Consider the following 20,120-nt stretch of genomic DNA (forward strand, 5'->3'; position numbering starts at 1 on the left):
TCAGTTCCCCCGGTTCGCCTCGCTGCGCTATGTATTCACGCAGCGATACTAGCTTATGCTAGTGGGTTTCCCCATTCGGAAATCCCAGACTCAAATGGTTTTTACTACCTAATCTGGGCTTATCGCAAGTTAATACGTCCTTCATCGCCTCTGACTGCCAAGGCATCCACCGTGTACGCTTAGTCACTTAACCATACAACCCGAAGGAGTTTCGAATTGAAGTTAAACAACCAAAGTTGCTATCTCATTATTTGAATGAGCGAGATAGCTTTCGATTTTGCCGGACTCAAATTCCAAGAACACTTGAATGTGTTGTATTGGTGTTTGTCATAAAGACAAACATTGAGAACTTTACAATCAACAATAAATTGTTGATTTGTCAGCTTTCCAAATTGTTAAAGAGCTAGATTTCTTAATGAAACCATTTTTAAAAGCACTCTACTTTCTATAGCAAAGAAAGTGCGCTTAAAGATGGTGGAGCTAAGCAGGATCGAACTGCTGACCTCCTGCGTGCAAGGCAGGCGCTCTCCCAGCTGAGCTATAGCCCCATCAAGGTGTCGATACTGTATGCCAATTCCTTGGGAAGGGAATTGGTGGGTCTGAGTGGACTCGAACCACCGACCTCTCGCTTATCAGGCGAACGCTCTAACCACCTGAGCTACAGACCCAGTATCGTCTCTTTCGTATAAACCGTATCAATCTGTGTGGACACTCATCGTGAGTAATCATCGTATAAGGAGGTGATCCAGCGCCAGGTTCCCCTAGCGCTACCTTGTTACGACTTCACCCCAGTCATGAACCACAAAGTGGTAAGCGTCCTCCCGAAGGTTAAACTACCTACTTCTTTTGCAGCCCACTCCCATGGTGTGACGGGCGGTGTGTACAAGGCCCGGGAACGTATTCACCGTGGCATTCTGATCCACGATTACTAGCGATTCCGACTTCATGGAGTCGAGTTGCAGACTCCAATCCGGACTACGACGCACTTTTTGGGATTCGCTCACTCTCGCAAGTTGGCTGCCCTCTGTATGCGCCATTGTAGCACGTGTGTAGCCCTACTCGTAAGGGCCATGATGACTTGACGTCGTCCCCACCTTCCTCCGGTTTATCACCGGCAGTCTCCCTGGAGTTCCCGACATTACTCGCTGGCAAACAAGGATAAGGGTTGCGCTCGTTGCGGGACTTAACCCAACATTTCACAACACGAGCTGACGACAGCCATGCAGCACCTGTCTCAGAGTTCCCGAAGGCACCAATCCATCTCTGGAAAGTTCTCTGGATGTCAAGAGTAGGTAAGGTTCTTCGCGTTGCATCGAATTAAACCACATGCTCCACCGCTTGTGCGGGCCCCCGTCAATTCATTTGAGTTTTAATCTTGCGACCGTACTCCCCAGGCGGTCTACTTAACGCGTTAGCTCCGAAAGCCACGGCTCAAGGCCACAACCTCCAAGTAGACATCGTTTACGGCGTGGACTACCAGGGTATCTAATCCTGTTTGCTCCCCACGCTTTCGCATCTGAGTGTCAGTATCTGTCCAGGGGGCCGCCTTCGCCACCGGTATTCCTTCAGATCTCTACGCATTTCACCGCTACACCTGAAATTCTACCCCCCTCTACAGTACTCTAGTCTGCCAGTTTCAAATGCAATTCCGAGGTTGAGCCCCGGGCTTTCACATCTGACTTAACAAACCACCTGCATGCGCTTTACGCCCAGTAATTCCGATTAACGCTCGCACCCTCCGTATTACCGCGGCTGCTGGCACGGAGTTAGCCGGTGCTTCTTCTGTCGCTAACGTCAAATAATGCAGCTATTAACTACACTACCTTCCTCACGACTGAAAGTGCTTTACAACCCGAAGGCCTTCTTCACACACGCGGCATGGCTGCATCAGGCTTGCGCCCATTGTGCAATATTCCCCACTGCTGCCTCCCGTAGGAGTCTGGACCGTGTCTCAGTTCCAGTGTGGCTGATCATCCTCTCAGACCAGCTAGGGATCGTCGCCTTGGTGAGCCCTTACCTCACCAACTAGCTAATCCCACCTAGGCATATCCTGACGCGAGAGGCCCGAAGGTCCCCCTCTTTGGCCCGTAGGCATTATGCGGTATTAGCCATCGTTTCCAATGGTTATCCCCCACATCAGGGCAATTTCCTAGGCATTACTCACCCGTCCGCCGCTCGACGCCGTTATCGTTCCCCGAAGGTTCAGATAACTCGTTTCCGCTCGACTTGCATGTGTTAGGCCTGCCGCCAGCGTTCAATCTGAGCCATGATCAAACTCTTCAATTTAAGATTTTGTTCGGCTCAATGAATACTGAACATTACATAAAGTAATGTTTGAATTGACTGTGCTGAATCTTTTGATTCAATGGTCACTTCGTTTCATTGAAACCTAATTTGAAGCCGAAGCTTCTAATTGGATTATCATCAACGAGTGCCCACACAGATTGATAGGTCTATATTTTTAAAGAGCTTGCTTATCGAGAAGATTTTCTCTCAAAGCGGAGGTGCATTCTAACGAGATAATTGAGAGTGTCAAACACTTTTTTCAATTTATTTTCTCAGAAGCTTTCACCTCTCCGACTCTGCTGAAGCCTTATGGCGTCTGCCGTGTCGGTGGATGCGCATTATAGGGAACTCTGATCCGTTCGCAACCCTTTTTTGAAAAAAAATGGAAAAAACTGACTGTTCGATGACTATTTCATCAAAAAAGCAAAAAAGAGGGTAAAAAACCCTCTTTTTCTGCCTCAAAAGCCGTATTTAAATGAATGCGTACGCGTCTGCGAACATACGTTCACTCTTCGCTTTCTTGTTCTGAGTGAACTGTTCACGAGCTGCGCCAGCCATTTCGAAACGACCTGCAATATAGATATCGTAGTTTTCTAAGCTTTCGAAATCTTCACTCACCGCTTGTAGTACGTTACCAACTTTACCTTGCCAGTCGGCAGGTGCTTCTTCTACTACTGGAATAAAGTGAACGTTAGCAAACTTTGCAGCGATCTCGACTAACTCTTCTTTAGCGTAAAGTTGGCAATTGTCGCGCGCACCCCAGTATAGATAGATAGGATTGGTTTTGCTCTGTGCAACACAGTGATCCAGAATCGAACGCACGTAACTAAAGCCAGTACCACCAGCAATCAATAATAGTGGGCGTTCGCTTTCTTCTTGAACCCAAGCATCACCATGTGGAGCATCAATCTCGATATGACCATCTGTTTCTAGTGCCGCTTGCATTGCTTCAACGACTTCTAGTGCATAAGCGTTGTGTTCCGCCGCACCGATGTGCAGTTCAAGTTCACCTTCATGACGACATGGGCTGCTCGCAATAGAGAAAGGACGTTTGTCTTTTTCACCCATCACTACCATAAGGTACTGACCTGCTTTGAAAGGTACAGGTGATTCTGGATGAAGAAGGATTTGATAAGTATTACAAGCTAACGGCTGAATAGACTTTACTTTACATTGGATGGTCATGGTGTTCCTCTCGCTTACTCATCAAAAGTAAGCACTAAATTACTTTCTGTATAGGCTTGGCAAGGGAATATCCAACCTTGCTGTTGCTCTTTTTCGGTTAGCATCGGTTCGAGGTGGTAACTCACCTCGCCCGCTAGCTTTTTACACATACACATGGCGCAAGCGCCAACTTGGCAACGGTGTGGGAAGCGAATATTGTTGTTGAGCGCAGCTTCCAACACCGTCTCCCCTTCTTTTACTTGGAACCTAACGTCCATTGGTAGAAGGTGGACTTGATGACTCATAGAATACCTAACTGGTCCCAAATCTCATCGACTTTAGCCACAAGTTTAGGATCTTTTTTGATAGGCGTACCCCACTCGCGCGTGACTTCGGATTCGAACTTGTTGGTCGCATCCAGTCCTAATTTGGATGAACTATGAGTCTTACCATGCACTTGAATAGTGTCTCTATCTGGATCCATCCGGGTTGTTACAGCCCAAATGATGTCATTCCAATCTCGTGCATTAACGTCATCGTCGCACAAGATAATGAATTTGTTATCCGTGTACTGAGCAAAGAAGTCCCACAGGTATTCCATCAAGGCTTGCGATTGACCAGCTTGGTCTTTCTTCATGGTCACAACAGCGAACTGGTTATTAGCTGTTGCAGGTAGATAGATATCGACAATCTCAGGGCGTTGCTGTTTCAACTCATTCAGTTCTGTTTCAGTAATCGCTTTGCTGTCTCGCTCAGTGACCCCGGTTCGCGTCGCTAGCTCGGCATCCCATTTAATAGTTGCATCTAACCCCATCTTGGAGCCAAGACCAACCACAGGCGAAGCAAAGTCAAGTGAGTCGATTGGCGTGTTGTCTATCATCAAGGTGTCACGTACAGGATCCATATGCTCTGACATGGCTTTAACGACATCATTCCAATCTCGCGCGTTTACCGATTCATCGCACACAATAACAAACTTGGTGTACATGAATTGACGCAAGAAAGACCACACACCCATCATTATGCGCTTGGCATGTCCTGGGTACTGCTTCTTCATGGTGACGACCGCCATTCGGTAAGAACAACCTTCTGGTGGTAGGTAGAAGTCTTCAATCTCTGGGAATTGCTTTTGCAGAATCGGCACAAATACTTCGTTTAATGCCACACCCAATACAGCGGGTTCATCTGGCGGACGGCCTGTGTAGGTACTGTGGTAGATTGGGTCTTTACGCATGGTAATGTGCGTAATGGTAAACACGTGGTGCTTTTCTTTTTCGTTGTAGTAGCCAGTGTGGTCACCATAAGGACCTTCATCGGCAAACTCGTTCGGGTCAATATAGCCTTCCATCACGATTTCAGCGCTCGCTGGCACTTCCAAATCATTACTAACTGACTTCACGACTTCCGTTTTGCTGCCACGTAGCAAACCTGCAAATGCGTATTCCGATAGCGTATCTGGCACTGGCGTTACTGCACCAAGAATGGTAGCTGGGTCTGCACCAAACGCGACCGAAACTGGGAAAGGTTTACCTGGATGGGTTTCCATCCAATCGCGCAGGTCAAGCGCACCACCACGATGAGCTAACCAACGCATGATGATTTTGTTCTTGGCAATTTTCTGCTGACGGTAAATGCCTAGGTTCTGACGTTTCTTATTCGGACCCTTGGTCACGGTTAAGCCCCACGTAAGCAATGGCGCAACGTCTTCTGCCCAGCAACTCATCACCGGGATTTTATCCAAATCGACTTCATCACCTTGCCACACAATCTCTTGGCACGATGCTTTTCTTAAGCGCTTGGCTGGCATGTTCAATACTTGCTTGAACACTGGCAATTTTTCCAATGCGTCTTTGAAGCCTTTTGGTGGCTCAGGTTCTTTCAAATAAGCCAGCAGCTTACCGACTTCTCTTAATTCTTTAACGTCTTCACGTCCCATACCAATCGCGACACGCTCTGGCGTACCAAATAGGTTCGTCAAAACAGGTACGTCGTAACCAATTGGGTTCTCAAACAACAGCGCAGGGCCACCAGCACGCAAGGTACGGTCGCTAATTTCTGTCATTTCGTAAGCGGGGTCGACGGGGTGAGTGATGCGTTGAAGTCGACCTTTCTGTTCTAGGTGGTCGATAAATTCACGTAAATCCTTAAAACTCATAGGCCTTCATGCTGGCTGATTAAACTGTCCGCAGTATAACAAATAGGAGGACGCTAAGATCCTCCTATTTTGTGTGGGTATGTGAACTCGATAGCGACAAGAATCGTTACTTAAAGAACATCAACAGCAGTTATTCCAAGAATTCCGCAATCTGTCGTGTTTTTACTTGGTGATTGTTTGAGACCAACTCTTCTAACCACGAGTGATGCCCTTGCTTTGCGAGTTCTCTAGCAACCAAAGTAGCTTCTTCTGAAAGTGCCATCTTGGCCACTAGGAATTGTTTTACGTCATGAGAGAGTGGATTGGATCTTGTGAGCAGTTCAATCGCATAAGGTTTTAAGGTTGGATTGACGGTGGAATTCATCAACTGTTGTAGTGAAAACTCATCACCAACTTCTGCTAATCTGGCTAACTCTGTTTGGCTGTTGTAATCAGCACGCATACGCCACAACAGATCGTACATCGCCTGATTTTGGCTTACTTGTGCCAAACGCACAATCACGGCTGTAGATGGCAGCCAGCTGGTAACATTAGCATGGGTTAATTGTTTGGTCAGTGCTTCAAGCGCGTCTGGCGATAAGCTGTCTAGCTCACGGATAAGTAACGCTTCTCTGGTTTGCACTTGATGCGTCGTACCTGTTAACCAATCCCTGAGGCTTAGCTCCTGCCGCTCTGCTTCCAAAACAAATTCTAACGTTCTCTGATCCTGCTTCCAGCGTTTTATCAGACGGCTAGCAATGGCCGGGAAATTAAACGCAGGTACACTGAACTCATAACCATCCCCTCGCTCAAGCACTTGGTAAGTTGGAGTTATGCTGATTTGGGATTCGACAAAAATCGACATTCTTGGGGTAAGGATGAGTTCTTGTTGCTCTAGCTTTTCGAGCAAAAGGAAACGGACGACTTCTTGTTGAGGAAAGGCAAGCCGGTCTAGGGCAAATTTAAGCGAGTCAACCTCGTCCCTGACTGCGTAATCAAGCAGTTCAGATACTTTGGTCTGTATTTGAGAGTCCTGAAGCCACTGCTCTACCACGGTTTCCTGCATTTCCTTGGCAGTTGACGTCGCGGGTAGTGTGATAAGTGACAAGCTCAGGAGTAATGACGACAACATTCCTTGTTGCATGTTAACCTCCCGATAACATTTCCTTCATTCTGCTGCTTCTATCGGGAGAAAGCAATAAAAAAGCCACCGATATACGGTGGCTCTTCGCAGAATTGCTTATCTGAGACTATTGACGACGCATTGCATCGAAGAACTCGTCGTTGGTCTTAGTCATCGCTAGCTTGTCGATTAGGAACTCCATCGCGTCAGTTTCGCCCATTGGGTGAACGATCTTACGTAGAATCCACATCTTCTGAAGTTCTTCGTTCTTAGTTAGAAGCTCTTCACGACGTGTGCCGCTGCGGTTGAAGTCAATCGCAGGGAATACACGTTTCTCTGCAATCTTACGGTTCAAGTGGATTTCCATGTTACCTGTACCCTTGAACTCTTCGTAGATAACTTCGTCCATCTTAGAACCAGTATCGACTAGAGCCGTAGCAAGGATAGTTAGGCTGCCGCCTTCTTCTACGTTACGCGCAGCACCGAAGAAACGCTTAGGACGGTGTAGTGCGTTTGCATCCACACCACCAGTTAGTACTTTACCTGATGAAGGCACTACGGTGTTGTATGCACGAGCTAGACGAGTGATAGAGTCAAGCAGGATAACCACGTCTTTCTTGTGTTCAACAAGACGTTTTGCTTTCTCGATTACCATTTCCGCAACTTGTACGTGGCGAGAAGCTGGCTCATCGAACGTTGACGCTACTACTTCACCTTTAACTAGACGCTGCATCTCTGTTACTTCTTCAGGACGTTCGTCGATAAGAAGTACCATCAACTCACACTCTGGGTGGTTGTACGCGATGCTTTGAGCGATATTTTGCAGAAGCATTGTCTTACCCGCTTTTGGCGGAGCAACAATCAGACCACGTTGACCTTTACCAATTGGCGATGCCAAGTCTAAAACACGTGCTGTGATGTCTTCTGTAGAACCGTTACCGCGCTCCATAACCATACGCTCGTTAGCGTGTAGAGGCGTTAAGTTCTCGAATAGGATCTTGTTACGAGCATTGTCTGGTTTGTCGTCGTTTACTGTGTTGACTTTTAGCAGGGCAAAGTAACGCTCACCGTCTTTTGGTGGGCGAATTTTACCAGCAATTGAGTCACCAGTACGTAGGTTGAAGCGACGAATCTGACTTGGCGAAACGTAGATATCGTCAGGACCAGCAAGGTATGAGCTGTCCGCGCTACGTAGGAAACCAAAGCCGTCTTGCAGAATCTCCAGAACCCCATCGCCAAAGATGTCTTCGCCGCCTTTTGCGTGCGCTTTAAGAATTGCGAAGATGATGTCTTGTTTTCTTAGACGAGCCAGGTTCTCAAGACCCAGGCTTTCGCCAAGCTTTACAAGGTCAGACACAGGTCTGTTCTTCAGTTCAGTAAGATTCATGGTGGTGGATGCTTGTTTAGTCAAAATAAGATCTGTTTTCTAGTTAAGATGGATTTGGTCTCAGGATCGACCAAGAAGAGAAATTTGTTCAATTAACGCGCGATACGGTAGCACTAATTAATATTCTAGTCCAGAGTTAGAAAAACAAAACCGCGCATTGTCATATTGCACGGTTTTGTTTGTAATCACTTGGTGATTATAGGTTTGCGTCTAGGAACTCTTTTAGTTGAGTCTTAGACAGAGCACCAACTTTCGTTGCCGCTACGTTACCGTCTTTAAATAACAGTAGCGTTGGAATGCCGCGAATACCAAACTTAGGTGGTGTACCTGCGTTATGGTCAATGTTTAGTTTACCGATAGTGAGTTTGCCTTCGTACTCGTCAGCGATTTCGTCCAAGATAGGAGCGATCATTTTACAAGGACCACACCATTCTGCCCAAAAATCAACTAGAACCGGGCCTGCAGCGTTGATTACATCGTTTTCAAAACCGTCATCAGTAAGCTGCAAAATCTTATCACTCATCTTCCACTCCAATGTGTTTTTCGAAACTGGTTGGATGATAACCAGTAAATAGATGCCCTATTGGAATGTATTTACTTTCTTATTGCAAGCTTTAGCTGATATTCTATCGCCATGAAAAAGACGCATATCACAGAGCAAAAGTTCGCCGATTTGGGTTTAAAGCCCCAAGTTATTGAAGGATTGGAGAAAAAAGGGTTCGAATATTGTACCCCTATCCAAGCCTTGGCGTTGCCGGTACTGCTCACCGGCCAAGACATTGCAGGCCAGGCCCAAACGGGTACTGGTAAAACCCTCGCGTTTCTTACTGCTACCTTCAACCACCTTCTGACCACACCAGAGCACGAAGGTCGTAAGCCAACTCAACCGCGCGCAATCATTATGGCGCCAACGCGTGAGCTAGCGATTCAGATCTTTAACGATGCTGAGCCTTTGATTGCGAGCACAGGTCTTAAAGCGGCTTTAGCTTACGGTGGCGAAAGCTACGATAAGCAACTTGCCAAGCTTCAAGATGGTGTAGACATTCTTATTGGCACTACTGGCCGTATCATTGATTTCTACAAGCAGCGCGTATTCAACCTAAACAACATTCAAGCCGTTGTTCTAGATGAAGCGGACCGTATGTTCGATCTTGGCTTTATTAAAGACATTCGTTTCTTGTTCCGTCGTATGCCTGAGCCAAAAGAGCGTTTGAACATGCTGTTCTCAGCGACGCTGTCTTACCGCGTACAAGAATTAGCTTTCGAACACATGCACAACCCTGAGCATGTTGTGGTTGAGCCAGAGCAAAAAACTGGTCATCGCATCCAAGAAGAGCTTTTCTACCCTTCGAATGAAGACAAGATGGCACTGCTTCAAACGCTTATTGAAGAAGAATGGCCAGACCGCGCGATCGTTTTTGCTAACACTAAGCATAAGTGTGAGTCGATTTGGGGTCACCTAGCAGCCGATGGTCACCGTGTTGGTCTACTGACTGGTGATGTACCACAGAAGAAGCGTGAAAAAATCCTTGAGCAATTCACTCGTGGTGAAGTTGACCTACTAGTCGCAACTGACGTTGCAGCACGTGGTCTTCATATTCCTCAAGTTACACACGTATTCAACTTCGACCTACCAGATGACTGTGAAGATTACGTTCACCGTATCGGTCGTACTGGTCGTGCTGGCGCAAGCGGTCACTCTATTAGCTTTGCTTGTGAAGATTACGCAATCAACCTGCCACCAATCGAAGAATACATTGAGCACGCAATCCCAGTTTCTGATTACGACGCTTCGGCTCTAATCCAAGATCTGCCTGCACCACTTCGTATGCGCGCGCCTCGTTCTCAGCAACGTCGCACCAATACCGGTGGCACTCGCTCTGGTAACCGTAAGCCGCAAGGACGTCGTCCTCGTCAGCCGCGTCAATCAGCGCCAAAACAATCATAAAAGGAAACTGAAGTCGTTTATGAGTCAAGCAGGATCATCACCGCTATACGCCGCCATCGACCTCGGGTCGAACAGTTTTCACATGCTCGTTGTGCGTCACATCGATGGCAGCGTTCAAACTATGGCTAAAATTAAGCGCAAAGTTCGTCTGGCCGCGGGCTTAGATGAACATAACTCTCTTAGTATGGAAGCTATGCAGCGAGGATGGGACTGCTTAAGTCTATTTGCAGAACGCTTGCAGGATATTCCTAAAGAGAACATCCGCATTGTGGGTACCGCGACATTGCGAACCGCGACCAATGTGGATGTTTTTCTAGAGAAGGCGAACCAAATTTTAGGTCAGCCTATCGAAGTGATTACCGGCGAAGAAGAAGCTGCCACTATATATAAAGGTGTTGCACACACCTCTGGCGGTAGTGGTCGTCGCCTTGTGGTCGATATCGGCGGTGCAAGTACCGAGCTGATTATCGGTGAAGGTTTCGAAGCCAAAGCACTGACCAGTCTGAAAATGGGCTGTGTGACTTGGCTAGAGAACTTCTTCAAAGACCGCCAACTGAACGCACGCAACTTCGACGCTGCCATTGAAGGCGCGAAGCAAACTCTGATGCCGATATTAGAGCAGTACACAGACCTAGGTTGGGATGTATGTGTTGGGGCATCGGGTACCGTTCAAGCACTACAAGAGATAATGCTAGCGCAGGGTATGGACGAAGTAATTACTCACTCCAAACTTAAGCGCCTACAAAAGCAGGCGATGCTTGCTGATCACTTGGAAGAACTCGATATTGAAGGTCTGACCCTAGAGCGTGCTCTGGTATTCCCAAGTGGCTTATCCATTTTAATTGCGATCTTTGAGCTACTAGAAATCGATGCCATGACACTGGCTGGCGGCGCACTGCGTGAAGGCTTGGTGTACGAGATGGTTGACGAGCTTCGTCAAAACGACATCCGTGCACGCACCATTTGCAGCGTACAAAACCGTTACCAGCTAGATTGCCAATACGGCGAACAAGTCGCAAAACTTGCGGGTAAACTGCTTGAGCAAGTTGGCGGTGAAGCTTGGGTTGCAGAACCTCAGGGTAAAGTCCTGCTGGAAACAACAGCCAAACTGCACGAAATCGGTCTAACTATCGACTTCAAAAAGGGCGGTGAGCACAGCGCTTACCTGCTACAGCATCTGGATTTGCCTGGTTACACCCGTGCACAGAAGTTCTTTATCGGTGAAATTGCTCGCCGTTACCGTGAACAACTGACGTCACTGCCTGAGCAACATGCCCTTTCAGGCACCAGTGGTAAACGCGTACTGCGCCTATTGCGTCTTGCGGTTTTACTCAGCCATCGTCGTAATCCAGATCTAGAGCCATGTGTGACTCTCACTGCGGAAGGCGACAAACTGACGCTAAGTATTGATGCGAAATGGCTAGAGGCAAACCCACTGACAACCGCTGAGTTGGAAATTGAGTCCAACCGTCAAACAGACATTGGCTGGCCGTTAAGTATCGTGACTTGCTAAACCTCACGATAACTTATTGCTTAGTTGAAGGTCCCTATCGGGGCCTTTTTTATTGCTCATTTTTACCTTCGTACAGCTTAGGGAGCTTTTGGACACCCATGATCTAATTACCCCCACGCTGTACAAAACGCTCCAAACCCTAGTAAACAGATACAAAAAAACCGCTTGATTTGAGCAAGCGGCTTTCGGGGTTCCCACTGATATTAAGACTGAACGCTTGTCGTCACCTTAAAATCAGGGTTCACCGCAGTCAGTTTCTTAATTAGGTAATTCAGTAATACGCCGTACATAGGAACGAACAAACCAAGACTGATAATCAGTTTGAAGCCGTAATCTACCAGCGCGATTTCCGTCCAATGCTCCGCCATGAATGGATCTGGACTTTGGTAGAACGCAATGGCGAAGAAAGCGATGGTATCAAGTGCATTACCGAAAAGCGTTGAACACGTTGGTGCCACCCACCATTGCTTCATTTGACGTAGGCGGTTAAACACGTGCACATCCATGATCTGACCAAGTAGGTACGCCATGAAACTAGCAATCGCGATACGAGCAACGAATAAGTTAAATTCCCCTAGGTGACCAAAACCTTGGAATTGACCTTCGAAGAACACCACCGATAGGAAGTAAGACACTGCTAAAGCAGGCAACATCACTAAGAAGATGATTTTACGCGCCAACTGAGCACCGAAAATACGCACAGTTAAGTCAGTCGCTAAGAAGATAAATGGGAAAGTGAATGCACCCCAAGTGGTATGGAAACCGAAAATAGTAAACGGTAGCTGAACTAGGTAATTGCTAGATGCAATAATGACTAGGTGGAATAGAACCAGATAGATAAGGGCGTTGCGCTGCTGCGCAGGGGTAAAGTTACTCATGCGATACCTTTTTAGTTTGGTTTGGGGGTGAGGGAACCCAAATCGAGTCACTGAATAAAGTGGCTCTTACCAACAATGTAAAATGAAAAATAAACTGGCTTGGCTCTTTCTGAGCGAAGCGGTGGGCGATTATACATTAACCACTTTCCGCCGCAAGCCGTCTGTTTTACGCAAACGTTTGAGCATAAAAAAGGGTGTTTCATGTGAAACACCCTTTTTAGAAAGATTCTATTTTTAGAAGCCGCGTTGGAACAATCCTGCAAGATAATCCAGCTCTTCCCTGCTCTCATCAATCGCTAGGGCTTCAAACCAAATCGCTTCGCTGTAATGCTCTGCTTTCATAAACAGTCGGCAACCTTCAAAGTCGATCAGCCAAGAGTGAATATCTGCATCCCACTGCTTTTCCACCACAGTAGCAGAAAGCAAGCCGACTAAACGCTCACCTAAAGCAGGAAAGCTATCAAGGTCAAAGCTCGGCGCGGTAATGATTAAGCGACCTTCTTGTGCCATGTAGTCCGCTAAGCCAAATTCCTTTTGCATCTTGGTTCCTTATCCGTGGTGAGTAATGTGTTCTTGAATCAAATCGAGGAATGGATCGGCGTACTTCTCCAGTTTGCGCTGACCAACGCCGCTGACTGCCAGCATTTCGCCGTAAGACGTTGGCAGAATTTCCGCCATATCAATCAGAGTAGCGTCACTGAAGACCACGTATGGTGGCAAACCATCTTCATCAGCAATCGACTTACGCAGCTTACGTAACTTAGCAAACAGCTTTTTGTCGTAGTTCTTACTGGTCAGTTTATCTGATTTAGCCGCACGTGCTGCGGTGTCTAAACGTGGAACCGCTAATTCTAGCGTCACATCGCCACGTAGCAGCGGACGCGCCTCTTCAGTAAGTTGCAGCGTTGAGTTACGCGTGATGTTTTGGAACAGCAGCCCTTTGTGGATTAACTGACGGAAGATACTCACCCAGTAATCGTGGCTGTGGTCGCGACCTATCGCGTAGGTAGAAATCTTATCGTGCCCGTTTTCACGTACACGAATGTTTTGCATGCCACGTAGCACTTCTACCACGTAGCCCATACCAAAGCTCTGATTCACTCGGTACACACAAGACAACGCCTTACGCGCTTCTTCCGTGGCATCAAAGTGTTTCGGTGGATCTAAGCAAATATCGCAGTTGCCACATGGCTTCTCTCGATACTCACCAAAGTAATTCAATAGCACCTGACGACGACAAGTCTGCGCTTCAGCAAAGGCACTCATCGCATTCAGTTTGTGGGTTTCCACCTGCTTCTGTGGACCGTCGTCTTTCTCGTCTAACATACGACGCAGCCAACTGATGTCCGCAGGGTCATACAACATCATCGCTTCCGCAGGCAAACCATCACGCCCTGCACGACCGGTTTCCTGATAGTAAGACTCGATATTGCGCGGGATATCAAAGTGAACCACAAAGCGCACGTTTGGTTTGTTGATGCCCATACCGAATGCCACAGTCGCCACTACGATTTGGATGTCATCACGTTGGAAAGATTCTTGAACGTAAGCGCGCTCATCAGCATCCATACCGGCGTGATAACCAGCAGCACGAATGTGGTTGTTACACAACTTCTCGGTCACCATCTCAACTTTCTTACGGCTACCACAATAGATGATGCCGCAGTTACCCTTTTGGGTTTCAAGATAACGAACGATTTGCGAAACTGGCTTGTGCTTCTCAACTAAGTTGTATCGAATGTTAGGACGGTCGAAACTGCCTAGATAAACCTCTGGATTATTCAGTTGCAGGCGCTCAAGAATATCTCGGCGCGTTGCGTCATCCGCCGTCGCTGTCAGCGCCATAAATGGCACATGGGAAAACTGCTGCTTAAGTTGACCAAGCGCGGCGTATTCTGGACGGAAGTCGTGTCCCCATTGGGAAATACAGTGCGCTTCATCAACGGCAATCATCGATAGCGGCAGGTTTTCCAAGCGCTCAATAAAGTCACGCATCAATACGCGTTCTGGCGAGACGTACACCAACTTAATATGCCCGGTATACATACGGTTATACACACTGAGCAATTCTTCACGAGGCATGGTCGAGTTGATGCACTCAGCTGCCACGCCGTTGGCTTTAAGCTGATCGACTTGGTCTTTCATCAGCGAAATCAGCGGAGAAATCACCAAAGTAATCCCAGAACGAACCAAAGCAGGGATTTGATAACACAGCGATTTACCGCCACCAGTAGGTAGGATAACTAAGCTGTCACGACCTTCTACTGCAGCATCAATCACCAGTTGCTGACCATCTCGGAACTCTTGGTAACCAAACACATCCTCCAACACACGTTGAGGCGTCAAAGGCGAATCAGATTGTTCGGCTAGCAAAGTCGAGGTCATGAAAAATCTCAGATTGGGTCTTAAAAAGAGGTGCTTATGCATGCCACTAGCACGCAAAGTGAGGGCACATTGTAATGGGGTTTCATGGCGAATAAAACCGCAAATTGTTAGGTGATTCTGCTCACGACTCGTATACTGATTTTCTGCTCTATAAAAACTCAATTAGGTGACATCCCATGACACCAGAAGAAGAACAACGCGCACGGCAAGGCGTCCTGCTTGCAGTTGGTGCGTACACCATGTGGGGCATCGCACCCATTTACTTCAAATCGATTGCTGAAGTCTCACCACTTGAGATCTTAAGCCACCGAGTATTTTGGTCTTTCTTTTTACTAGCCGCACTCCTCCACTTTGGTCGCCAATGGCGCTCGGTTCGAGACATCATTAAAAATAAAACCAAAATGATGTATTTAGTTTCCACCGCCATTTTGGTCGGGGCTAACTGGCTGATCTTCATCTGGGCGGTCACTTCAAATCATATGCTCGATGCCAGTCTCGGCTATTACATCAACCCGTTAATCAATGTGTTACTCGGGATGGTATTTCTGGGAGAGAGGTTACGTAAGCTGCAATGGTTCGCAGTCGCGCTGGCGGCTTGTGGTGTATTAGTGCAACTGATCGTGTTTGGCTCTGTCCCTGTGGTTGCTATCGCACTGGCAATGAGCTTTGGTTTTTACGGCTTACTGCGTAAGAAAGTCAGTGTGGAAGCACAAACGGGGTTATTCATTGAAACTCTCGTCATGTTACCTGCGGCAAGTATCTTTCTGTTTTTTATTGCCAGCACCCCGACCTCAAACATGTTTGAGAACCCATGGCAGTTGAATACTCTATTGGTTGCCGCAGGTGTCATCACTACCTTGCCGCTACTGTGCTTTACCGGTGCAGCTACGCGCCTAAAACTCTCAACTTTAGGCTTTTTTCAGTACATTGGACCGAGCTTGATGTTCTTATTGGCGGTACTGATTTACGGCGAACCGTTCACCAGTGATAAAGCCATCACCTTCGCCTTTATTTGGGGTGCCTTGGTGGTATTTAGCTTTGATGGTCTGCGTAACAACCGTAAGTCACGCAAAGCCATGCAGGCACAGTGATCGTTTTTTACAAGACATTTAAGAAATTGATGGATAAGCTTGGTTATATTGTGACCAAGCTTTTTTCTTTAATGGAACATATTCAATACTACGCAACCGACCATAACGACTTGAGTCTGATTGAGGCGAAATACCAGACCTTTACTTTCCAAAGGCATTACCATCTGGATTTTCACCTCGGTCTGATCACGCATGGCGCGCAGAAGTTCCAATTCCAAGGCAACAGTCACCATGTCGGCCACGGGCAAATCGTGCTTATGCCGCCAGATGAGCTGCACGACGGGCAATCTAAGCTAGAGAGTGGCTATGAAGTAAATGTGTTTGCGATCGAACCTCACCTATTGAGCGATCTGGCTGATCTTAAGCAAAACGGTCAAATAATACACTTCAACGAGCTGATCATCTCGGATCCGCAGATATTTTCACAACTTAGTAACTTGCACGGGCTACTTCGTCGTGAAAACCTCAGCCAGCTCACCAAAGATTGCCTTCCTTTTGAAGGATTTAACCAGCTTTTTGATCGCTACGGATCGCTTGAGCGAGAGAAAGTGGTGCCGTTAGGAAATCAATCGCTTGGAACATTAAAAGATTATCTAATGGCGAATCTCGACCAAGCGGTGCGTTTGGATTCACTTTCAGAGCTGTGCCAACTGAGCCCAACTCAGTTCCAGCGCCACTTTAAAGCGCAAACAGGCATGACACCTTATGCTTGGTTTGCTCGCTTGCGCCTCGAGCAAGGCATGAAGTTACTGCAATCTGGCCAATGCGGCACCGACGTCGCCCATCAAATCGGTTTCTATGATCAAGCGCATTTCAGCAAAGCATTTAAACAGACCTACGGCGTTTCCCCTTCTCAAGTGACTCGATAATTTCATTGACCGAAAAAGCTGTCAGTTTTTTACAAGCGCGACACGATGCTTGATACGACAATAGCCACATTGGTTATATTTGAGATGTATTATGAATGAATCCACTATATTGCTGACATTGGCCAGCATCCACTTTATTGCCCTAATGAGCCCAGGCCCAGACTTTGCGCTCGTGATACAAAATGCAGCGCGCCACGGGCGCCAAACTGGTTTGTACATCGCATTGGGTTTGTCTGCCGGTATTTTGCTGCACTCTTTGTTCAGCCTGACAGGCGTGAGTTATATCGTCCACCAGCACCCAGTGTTGTATTCCGTAGTGCAGCTGCTCGGTGGTAGTTACCTGCTCTATTTAGGTATTGGTGCATTGCGCGCCGTGATCTCAATGATCAAAAACCCAAAGGCGGATCAACCTAAGAAGCAAAATAACCTAGTGATCAGCAACAAACGTCAGGCATTTGCTAAAGGGTTCGCGACCAACATTCTTAACCCGAAAGCCTTGGTTTTCTTTATCAGTTTAATGTCGAGCTTAGTCCCTGCCAGCATGTCAGTGACTGGTAAAGGCATGGCTCTGGTGATTCTGTTTGGTTTATCTCTGCTTTGGTTCTCTAGTCTCGCGTGGATGCTATCAACACAGCGCTTACAACGTAAATTGCAGCAAGCGGGCATCTACATCGACGGTCTGTGTGGGGTGGTATTTACCCTAGTGGGTGGCAGTATTTTGTACCAAACGATCAGCACTTTTATCGGATAAAGTACTGATTTAAAAGCGTAGCACAATCGACATTTCTAAGATTGCTGACTCGACGTGACTCTTCATGACTGCCAAGCTGAAAGCACAAAACTGGCAACATGGAGAGTCATCATGCATTGGACGTTCAACCGACTCGTGACCACGGGTCTTTTTCTTACTTCCCCACTCGTTTTATCTACCTCAGCCTTTGCTAACCAAGCAGCAGATGCCGTTGCACCGGAGCACAGTACTGGCTTCGAGCAAAAGCAATTGGTCAAAGCCAAAGACTATATGGTCACCGCAGCCAACCCACTTGCCACCCAAGCTGGTGCGGATGTTCTTGCACAAGGTGGTAATGCTATTGATGCCATGGTTGCCGTGCAACTGATGCTGGGCTTGGTAGAACCGCAATCTTCTGGCATTGGTGGCGGTGCCTTCTTAGTGTATTGGGACAGTGAGAAGCAAAAACTAACCACGTATGATGGACGCGAGACCGCACCGCTCGCCGCGACGCCGAAACTCTTCCTGGATGACAAAGGACAACCACTGCAATTTTACGATGCGGTTGTCGGTGGGCGCTCTGTTGCCACTCCTGGCACTGTGAAACTACTGTGGGACACGCACCAAAAATACGGCAAGTTGGAATGGAAGAAGATCATCCAACCTGTGATTACCATGGCTGAGCAAGGTTTCGAAGTCAGTCCTCGCCTCGCGAGTCTGATTGAGAAAGATGCCAAGCGCCTATCACGCTTCCCTGCGACTAAGGCTTACTTCTTTAATCCTGATGGCTCACCAAAAGCTGAAGGCACGTTGTTGAAGAACCCGCAATACGCGCAAACTCTGACGGCAATTGCAGGGCAAGGGGCAAAAGCTTTCTATCAAGGCGATATCGCCACAGACATTATCAAGACAGTACAAAATGCACCGGGCAATCCTGGCGTATTGGCACAACCTGACTTTGATGCGTTCCAAATCAAGCAACGTGAACCGGTTTGTGCGGCTTACCAAAGCTATGATATTTGCGGTATGGGACCACCAAGCTCTGGCGCATTGACGGTTGGCCAGATTCTCGCGATCACCGAGCAATACGATCTTAAAGGTTGGGGAGCCGAGAGCGCGAAATCATGGCAAGTGATCGCCGACGCATCTCGCCTTGCGTTTGCAGATCGCGGTAAGTACATGGCAGACCAAGATTATGTGCCAATGCCGACCGAAGGCTTGCTTGATAAAGACTATCTCAAACAACGTGCTGAACTTATTCAAGTCGGTAAAGCGTTAACTAAGGTTGAAGCCGGCACCCCTCCTTGGTCGCACACGATGAACTTAAGCATGGACCAATCAATCGAGCTGCCTTCCACCAGCCATTTCAATATCGTCGATAAGCAAGGCAATGTAGTTTCAATGACAACAACCATTGAAAACGCTTTTGGCTCACGCTTGATGGTGCGCGGCTTCTTGCTCAACAACGAACTGACCGATTTCTCTTTCCGCACTCATCAAGATGGTGTGCCAATCGCGAACCGCTTAGAACCGGGCAAACGCCCACGTTCATCCATGGCACCAACCATTATGATGAAGGATGACAAGCCTTACATGGCAATTGGCTCACCGGGTGGCAGCCGCATCATTGGTTACGTTGCACAAGCCATTATCGCTCACACGCAATGGGATATGGACATCCAGAGCGCGATTAATCAGCCACGATTGCTGAACCGTTTTGGTACCTTAGATATTGAGCAAGGTACCGCAGCAGAAAGCTTGCAACCTGCGTTGGAGAAGATGGGCTTTAAGACCGATGTTCGTGATTTGAACTCTGGACTGCATGCTATACGTATAACTGGGCAAGGCCTAGAAGGTGCGGCCGATCCAAGACGTGAAGGTGCCGCTATCGGACAATAAGCGCATTTAGCTCGACCCTTTGTGCGAGATCTCTCACAAAGGGTTGAGCAAACCTCTCTTTTTTAATGGCAAAACTACGCACAAAAACCCATAAAGCATTGATTTAAATGGTTATGTATCTTTTTTAAACGCTAAGAGAGTAAAAAAATGTGAGATTTGTCCGTTGTTGGAAACCGTTAAACACGTAATATTAAACCTGTCGGAAGGATGCTGACACGGAACAGGAAACACCACGGACTTGGTGAACTTCAGGAAGAAGAAACGGTTATTCAGGATGAATGGTCGGGCATGGATTGCAAAATTGGACATTGAACGGAATCAATAGTGACTAGGATGGTTGCTACTAAGGACGGGAAATGGACACCTCTGGACGAGGCAAGGATTTGAACATCAGGATGATGTCAGGGACACCGCTCAGGGAACAAGTGATGAGAGCTAACGGGGATAGTTAGCAGACCAGGATAAGGTCATTAAGGACACCGCTAGGAAGGCGACGTAAGGATTAAGCTGACGGATTCAGCACACTATCATGGATTAGATGCATGGAGCACTCTTAGTAGCCGGATTGCTGCGAGTAAGACTATAACCCCGATGGGCGCAAGCCCTCGGGGTTTTTCTTTGCTTAAAATTTTTCTCAGCAGCCCTGCAGAAAACAGACATTCACTAACAACACCCTACTTTCACTTAAAACGGCATCGTTAAATCGCGCTTTT

15 protein-coding genes, 2 tRNA genes, 1 rRNA gene and 1 other annotated feature are annotated in these 20,120 nt (G+C 47.4%); of the genes, 6 read left to right on the forward strand and 12 right to left on the reverse strand.

What is annotated here, in order from left to right:
* Positions 1-193, reverse strand: a sequence feature (23S ribosomal RNA rRNA prediction is too short).
* Positions 194-472: 279 nt separating this feature from the next.
* The 9 genes from A8140_RS00010 to trxA form a co-directional block, all read right to left on the reverse strand.
* Positions 473-548, reverse strand: a tRNA-Ala gene (locus A8140_RS00010).
* A 43-nt stretch (positions 549-591) separates the two neighbouring features.
* A tRNA-Ile gene (locus A8140_RS00015) sits at positions 592-668 on the reverse strand.
* A gap of 65 nt (positions 669-733) precedes the next feature.
* Positions 734-2,286: ribosomal RNA gene (locus tag A8140_RS00020) — 16S ribosomal RNA — on the reverse strand.
* Positions 2,287-2,757: 471 nt separating this feature from the next.
* Entirely contained in the window at positions 2,758-3,471 is a 714-nt protein-coding gene (fre, locus tag A8140_RS00025; RefSeq protein ID WP_005535989.1) for an NAD(P)H-flavin reductase, read from the reverse strand.
* A 14-nt stretch (positions 3,472-3,485) separates the two neighbouring features.
* Positions 3,486-3,755 (reverse strand): 2Fe-2S iron-sulfur cluster-binding protein, encoded by a 270-nt coding sequence (locus A8140_RS00030; protein ID WP_005535991.1) that lies wholly within the window; start codon positions 3,753-3,755, stop codon positions 3,486-3,488.
* Positions 3,752-5,605, reverse strand: a complete 1,854-nt coding sequence (ubiD, locus tag A8140_RS00035) for a 4-hydroxy-3-polyprenylbenzoate decarboxylase (RefSeq protein ID WP_005535993.1) — start codon at positions 5,603-5,605, stop codon at positions 3,752-3,754. Before ubiD ends, A8140_RS00030 begins: the two co-directional genes overlap by 4 nt.
* Positions 5,606-5,735: 130 nt before the next feature.
* Positions 5,736-6,728 carry a hypothetical protein gene (locus A8140_RS00040; protein WP_005535995.1) on the reverse strand — a complete coding sequence of 331 codons (993 nt, stop codon included), beginning with the start codon at positions 6,726-6,728 and terminating at the stop codon, positions 5,736-5,738.
* Positions 6,729-6,834: 106 nt separating this feature from the next.
* Positions 6,835-8,094 (reverse strand): transcription termination factor Rho, encoded by a 1,260-nt coding sequence (rho, locus tag A8140_RS00045; protein ID WP_005535997.1) that lies wholly within the window; start codon positions 8,092-8,094, stop codon positions 6,835-6,837.
* Between the two features lie 196 nt (positions 8,095-8,290).
* Positions 8,291-8,617, reverse strand: coding sequence for a thioredoxin TrxA (gene trxA / locus A8140_RS00050; protein ID WP_004745500.1), 327 nt, complete (start codon positions 8,615-8,617; stop codon positions 8,291-8,293).
* A gap of 111 nt (positions 8,618-8,728) precedes the next feature.
* Here trxA and rhlB point away from each other — a divergent pair, with 111 nt between their 5' ends.
* Together rhlB and gppA are read left to right on the forward strand one after the other, a co-directional pair.
* Positions 8,729-10,042, forward strand: a complete 1,314-nt coding sequence (rhlB, locus tag A8140_RS00055) for an ATP-dependent RNA helicase RhlB (RefSeq protein ID WP_005536000.1) — start codon at positions 8,729-8,731, stop codon at positions 10,040-10,042.
* Positions 10,043-10,061: 19 nt separating this feature from the next.
* Positions 10,062-11,555 carry a guanosine-5'-triphosphate,3'-diphosphate diphosphatase gene (gene gppA, locus A8140_RS00060; protein ID WP_005536001.1) on the forward strand — a complete coding sequence of 498 codons (1,494 nt, stop codon included), beginning with the start codon at positions 10,062-10,064 and terminating at the stop codon, positions 11,553-11,555.
* A gap of 203 nt (positions 11,556-11,758) precedes the next feature.
* On the opposite strand, the gene A8140_RS00065 is transcribed toward gppA, so the two are convergent.
* The 3 genes from A8140_RS00065 to recQ form a co-directional block, all read right to left on the reverse strand.
* Positions 11,759-12,433: a 7-cyano-7-deazaguanine/7-aminomethyl-7-deazaguanine transporter gene (locus A8140_RS00065; RefSeq protein ID WP_005378770.1), complete on the reverse strand. Its 675-nt coding sequence runs from the start codon at positions 12,431-12,433 to the stop codon at positions 11,759-11,761.
* Between the two features lie 234 nt (positions 12,434-12,667).
* Positions 12,668-12,973 (reverse strand): DUF3630 family protein, encoded by a 306-nt coding sequence (locus A8140_RS00070; protein WP_005536002.1) that lies wholly within the window; start codon positions 12,971-12,973, stop codon positions 12,668-12,670.
* Between the two features lie 9 nt (positions 12,974-12,982).
* The gene (gene recQ, locus A8140_RS00075) at positions 12,983-14,818 is read right to left on the reverse strand and encodes an ATP-dependent DNA helicase RecQ (protein ID WP_005536003.1); all 1,836 of its coding nucleotides are present in this window, start codon (positions 14,816-14,818) and stop codon (positions 12,983-12,985) included.
* 176 nt (positions 14,819-14,994) lie between these two features.
* Between recQ and rarD the strand changes: the two genes are divergently transcribed.
* From rarD to ggt, 4 genes are all read left to right on the forward strand, one after another.
* Positions 14,995-15,909: an EamA family transporter RarD gene (gene rarD, locus A8140_RS00080; protein ID WP_038863559.1), complete on the forward strand. Its 915-nt coding sequence runs from the start codon at positions 14,995-14,997 to the stop codon at positions 15,907-15,909.
* 71 nt (positions 15,910-15,980) lie between these two features.
* Positions 15,981-16,778: an AraC family transcriptional regulator gene (locus A8140_RS00085; protein WP_005536409.1), complete on the forward strand. Its 798-nt coding sequence runs from the start codon at positions 15,981-15,983 to the stop codon at positions 16,776-16,778.
* 91 nt (positions 16,779-16,869) lie between these two features.
* On the forward strand, positions 16,870-17,529 hold the full coding sequence (locus tag A8140_RS00090; protein ID WP_033000660.1) for a LysE family translocator: 660 nt from the start codon (positions 16,870-16,872) through the stop codon (positions 17,527-17,529).
* 111 nt (positions 17,530-17,640) lie between these two features.
* Positions 17,641-19,407: a gamma-glutamyltransferase gene (gene ggt, locus A8140_RS00095; protein ID WP_005536407.1), complete on the forward strand. Its 1,767-nt coding sequence runs from the start codon at positions 17,641-17,643 to the stop codon at positions 19,405-19,407.
* Positions 19,408-20,120: the final 713 nt, after the last annotated feature.

It is taken from the genome of Vibrio campbellii CAIM 519 = NBRC 15631 = ATCC 25920 (assembly GCF_002163755.1).
Classification (GTDB): domain Bacteria; phylum Pseudomonadota; class Gammaproteobacteria; order Enterobacterales; family Vibrionaceae; genus Vibrio; species Vibrio campbellii.

Excerpts from the sequence above, each read along its gene's own strand:
- A8140_RS00065 (WP_005378770.1), bottom strand. The coding sequence starts at position 12,433 with ATGAGTAACTTTACCCCTGCGCAGCAGCGCAACGCCCTTATCTATCTG.
- A8140_RS00030 (WP_005535991.1), bottom strand. The coding sequence starts at position 3,755 with ATGAGTCATCAAGTCCACCTTCTACCAATGGACGTTAGGTTCCAAGTA.
- A8140_RS00040 (WP_005535995.1), bottom strand. The coding sequence starts at position 6,728 with ATGCAACAAGGAATGTTGTCGTCATTACTCCTGAGCTTGTCACTTATC.
- A8140_RS00085 (WP_005536409.1), top strand. The coding sequence starts at position 15,981 with ATGGAACATATTCAATACTACGCAACCGACCATAACGACTTGAGTCTG.
- gppA (WP_005536001.1), top strand. The coding sequence starts at position 10,062 with ATGAGTCAAGCAGGATCATCACCGCTATACGCCGCCATCGACCTCGGG.
- ggt (WP_005536407.1), top strand. The coding sequence starts at position 17,641 with ATGCATTGGACGTTCAACCGACTCGTGACCACGGGTCTTTTTCTTACT.
- rarD (WP_038863559.1), top strand. The coding sequence starts at position 14,995 with ATGACACCAGAAGAAGAACAACGCGCACGGCAAGGCGTCCTGCTTGCA.
- A8140_RS00070 (WP_005536002.1), bottom strand. The coding sequence starts at position 12,973 with ATGCAAAAGGAATTTGGCTTAGCGGACTACATGGCACAAGAAGGTCGC.
- rhlB (WP_005536000.1), top strand. The coding sequence starts at position 8,729 with ATGAAAAAGACGCATATCACAGAGCAAAAGTTCGCCGATTTGGGTTTA.
- ubiD (WP_005535993.1), bottom strand. The coding sequence starts at position 5,605 with ATGAGTTTTAAGGATTTACGTGAATTTATCGACCACCTAGAACAGAAA.
- trxA (WP_004745500.1), bottom strand. The coding sequence starts at position 8,617 with ATGAGTGATAAGATTTTGCAGCTTACTGATGACGGTTTTGAAAACGAT.
- fre (WP_005535989.1), bottom strand. The coding sequence starts at position 3,471 with ATGACCATCCAATGTAAAGTAAAGTCTATTCAGCCGTTAGCTTGTAAT.
- rho (WP_005535997.1), bottom strand. The coding sequence starts at position 8,094 with ATGAATCTTACTGAACTGAAGAACAGACCTGTGTCTGACCTTGTAAAG.
- recQ (WP_005536003.1), bottom strand. The coding sequence starts at position 14,818 with ATGACCTCGACTTTGCTAGCCGAACAATCTGATTCGCCTTTGACGCCT.
- A8140_RS00090 (WP_033000660.1), top strand. The coding sequence starts at position 16,870 with ATGAATGAATCCACTATATTGCTGACATTGGCCAGCATCCACTTTATT.